Source organism: Streptomyces sp. NRRL WC-3549 (genome assembly GCF_000721935.1).
Taxonomy (GTDB): domain Bacteria; phylum Actinomycetota; class Actinomycetes; order Streptomycetales; family Streptomycetaceae; genus Streptomyces.
Window position 1 is genome coordinate 263,857 of the sequence record NZ_KL585381.1, and the last position, 3,269, is coordinate 267,125.

General features: G+C 70.6%; 5 protein-coding genes. All 5 read right to left on the bottom strand.

Annotated elements, in window-relative coordinates; genetic code table 11:
- Positions 1–95 precede the first annotated feature (95 nt).
- Positions 96–1,157, bottom strand: a complete 1,062-nt coding sequence (locus IH13_RS0101460) for a 2Fe-2S iron-sulfur cluster-binding protein (RefSeq protein WP_031080337.1) — start codon at positions 1,155–1,157, stop codon at positions 96–98.
- Positions 1,158–1,655 carry a 1,2-phenylacetyl-CoA epoxidase subunit PaaD gene (gene paaD / locus IH13_RS0101465; RefSeq protein WP_031080340.1) on the bottom strand — a complete coding sequence of 166 codons (498 nt, stop codon included), beginning with the start codon at positions 1,653–1,655 and terminating at the stop codon, positions 1,158–1,160.
- Positions 1,649–2,350, bottom strand: a complete 702-nt coding sequence (paaC, locus tag IH13_RS0101470; protein WP_031080342.1) for a 1,2-phenylacetyl-CoA epoxidase subunit PaaC — start codon at positions 2,348–2,350, stop codon at positions 1,649–1,651. The genes paaD and paaC overlap by 7 nt, the downstream gene beginning before the upstream one ends.
- On the bottom strand, positions 2,347–2,637 hold the full coding sequence (paaB, locus tag IH13_RS0101475) for a 1,2-phenylacetyl-CoA epoxidase subunit PaaB (protein ID WP_031080343.1): 291 nt from the start codon (positions 2,635–2,637) through the stop codon (positions 2,347–2,349). Before paaB ends, paaC begins: the two co-directional genes overlap by 4 nt.
- On the bottom strand, positions 2,634–3,269 hold a 636-nt coding region (paaA, locus tag IH13_RS0101480; RefSeq protein ID WP_031080345.1), incomplete at its 5' end, for a 1,2-phenylacetyl-CoA epoxidase subunit PaaA. The genes paaA and paaB, both read right to left, overlap by 4 nt.

The following is a 3,269-nucleotide window of genomic DNA, read 5'->3' on the forward strand; positions in this document are numbered from 1 at the left end:
GCTGTGAGCTGTGAGCTGTGAGCTGTGAGCTGTGAGCCGTGAGCCGTGAGCCGTGAGCCGTCTGGGGGCTGGGGACTGGGGTGCGCGGTCTGCCGTCAGCGGTCGAAGTCGAGCTCCACTTCCGGGGTGACCGGGTGCGACTGACAGGCCAGGACGTAGCCTGCTCCGGTCTCTTCCGGTTCCAGTGCGTAGTTGCGGTCCATCCGCACTTCCCCGGAGACCAGGTAGGCCCTGCACGTCCCGCAGACACCGCCCTTGCAGGCGTAGGGGGCGTCCGCTCGGCTCCGCAACACCGTCTCCAGCAGCGATTCGCCCTCCTGGACGGGCCAGCTGCCCGAGCGCCCGTCCAAGGTCGCCGTGAGCGTGCTCTGCGACGGGGCGGTCACGGCGGCAGCCACCGAGCGCGCCGGGCCGTCGTCGGCCACATGGAAGATCTCCTGATGGATGCGGGACCGGTCGACCCCCAGCTCCCGCAGCGCGCCTTCCGCCTGCCGCACCAGGCCGAACGGTCCACACAGGAACCAGCCGTCCACGGACGACACCGGAAGCAGTGCGGGCAGCAGCCCGGTGAGCCGCTCGCGGTCCAGTCGGCCGGGCGGGAGCCCGGCGGCCTGCTCCTCCCTGGACAGCGCCGTCACCAGGTGGAAGCGGCCCGGGTAGCGGTCCTTGAGGTCGGCCACTTCCTCCAGGAACATCGTCGACGCGGCGGTACGGTCGCTGCGGATCAGGCAGAAGCGCGCCGCGGGCTCCTGGGCCAGCAGCGTCGCCGCGATGGACAGCACGGGCGTGATGCCGCTGCCACCGACGATCGCCGCGAAGTGCCCGGGGCGTGGCTTCAGCACGAACCGGCCGGTCGGGGCCATCGCCTCCACCACGTTGCCGACCGCGAGTTCCTTGAGGGCGTACGTGGAGAACGCCCCGCCGTCGACCAGTCGGATACCCACCTTGAGCACCGGCGCGTCGGGCTCTGCGGTGGCCGGCGCGCAGATCGAATAGGAGCGTCGTATCTCGTCCCCGCCGACGCTGTAGCGCACGTTCAGATGCTGGCCGGGGGTGTGACGGAAGGTCTCGCGCAGCTCGGGCGGCACGGCGAAGGTGACGGCCACCGCGTCGTCCGTGATCCGTTCGATCGCGCTGACCCGGAGCGGATGGAACATCTACAACTCCTTGAAGTGGTCGAACGGCTCCCGGCAGTCCACGCACCGGCGCAACGCCTTGCAGGCCGTGGAGGAGAAGCGGCTCAGCAGCTCCGTGTCGGTGGACCCGCAGTGCGGGCAGCGCACCGACAAGGCCACCGGCACGGGCCCGTCCGGGCCCCGGTTCGGCCGGGGCGGTGCGATGCCGGACTCCGCGAGTTTGCGGCGCCCCTCCTCGCTGATGTCGTCCGTCGACCAGGCGGGAGCGAGCACGGTGATCACCGAGACCTCGGGCACGCCGTGCTCGTGCAGCACCCGCTCGATGTCGGCCGACATGGTCTCGACGGCCGGGCAGCCGGTATAGGTCGGGGTGAGATGCACGGTGACCCGGCCCGGCCCCTGTACCCGGACGTCCCGGAGCACTCCCAGCTCCTCCAGTGTCAGGACGGGAAGCTCGGGATCCGGCACGGATCCGGCGAGCCGGCGGACCTCGGCCTCCAGCGGTGTATCCGTCACCATGACGCCCCCGGATGGCTGCGGTGCAGATGCTGCATCTCGGCGAGCATCCGACCGAAAGGCTCGGTGTGCAGCCCCTGCCGGCCCGCGCCCGCGGTCCAGGCACCCGACTGCGGACCTGCGGGAAGAGCCAGGGTGGCCTGCCGGAGGACGGCGGTGACCGCGGTCAGCCAGTCCGCCTTCAGCGCCCGCCAGTCGAGGTCCACGCCTTCCACGGGCTCGAACAGCTCTCCGGTGTAGCGCCACAGCGCGTCCAGTGCGCACTGCATCCGCTCGTGGCTCTCGGCTGTGCCGTCGCCGAGCCGCAGTACCCACTGTTCGGCGTGGTCGCGGTGGTAGGCGACCTCCTTCACGGCCTTCGACGCGAGAGCGGTGAACGGGCTCTCGTCGGCGGCCAGGCGCCCGTACAACAGGTGTTGGTAGACGGAGAAGTAGAGCTGCCGCGCGATGGTGTGGGCGAAGTCCCCGTTGGGCTGTTCCACCAGCTGGACGTTGCGGAAGGCGCGTTCTTCGCGGAGGAAGGCCAGCTCGTCCTCGTCCCCGGCCAGCGAGAGCAGGGTCCTGGCCTGCCCCAGCAGGTCCAGGGCGATGTTGGCCAGCGCCACTTCTTCCTCCAGCACGGGAGCGTGGCCCGCCCACTCCCCCAGCCGCTGCGAGAGGACCAGGGCGTCGTCGCCGAGAGCAAGGGCCGCGGTCACAGGTGCTTCACCCCGTCCGGGATCTCGTAGAACGTGGGGTGGCGGTAGGGCTTGTCCCCGGCGGGCTCGAAGAAGGCGTCCTTCTCGTCCGGAGAGGAAGCGGTGATCTCCGTCGACGGAACCACCCAGACCGAGACCCCTTCCGAGCGACGGGTGTAGAGATCGCGGGCGTTGCGCAGGGCCATCTCGGCGTCCGGTGCGTGCAGGCTGCCGGCATGGGTGTGGGACAGCCCGCGCCGCGAGCGTACGAACACCTCCCACAGCGGCCAGTCGTTCGCGTTGCTCATGCGGTCGTCTCCACGGGGTGTGCGGTCGCTTCAGCGCCGGTGGTCGGTTCGTCGGCCGCGGGACCGCCCGCCCGCGCCCTCTGCTTGTCCGCGTAGGCCGCCGCCGCGTCCCGGACCCAGGCGCCCTCTTCATGGGCGGAGCGCCGCTGGGCGAGCCGTTGGTCGTTGCAGGGGCCGTTTCCCTTGAGGACCTCCTGGAACTCCGTCCAGTCGATCTCTCCGTAGTCGTGCCGGCCGAGCTCCTCGTTCCACCGGATGTCGGGGTCGGGGAGGGTGAGACCCAGGGCCTGGGCCTGCGGTACGCAGATGTCGACGAAGCGCCGGCGCAGCTCGTCGTTGGAATGACGCTTGATCTTCCACGCCATGGACTGCGCCGAGTGGGACGAGGCGTCGTCGGGCGGGCCGAACATCATCAGGGAGGGCCACCACCAGCGGTCGACCGCGTCCTGGGCCATCGCGTGCTGGGCGGGGGTGCCGCGGCTGAGTGCCATGAGCAACTCGAACCCCTGGCGCTGGTGGAAGGACTCCTCCTTGCAGATCCTGACCATCGCCCGTGCGTACGGGCCGTAGGAACACCGGCAGAGCGGCACCTGGTTGGTGATGGCGGCGCCGTCGACCAGCCAGCCGATGGC

Bases quoted from the DNA above. Each gene is read 5' to 3' on its own strand.
- IH13_RS0101460 (WP_031080337.1), bottom strand. From the start codon at position 1,157: ATGTTCCATCCGCTCCGGGTCAGCGCGATCGAACGGATCACGGACGAC.
- paaD (WP_031080340.1), bottom strand. From the start codon at position 1,655: ATGGTGACGGATACACCGCTGGAGGCCGAGGTCCGCCGGCTCGCCGGA.
- paaB (WP_031080343.1), bottom strand. From the start codon at position 2,637: ATGAGCAACGCGAACGACTGGCCGCTGTGGGAGGTGTTCGTACGCTCG.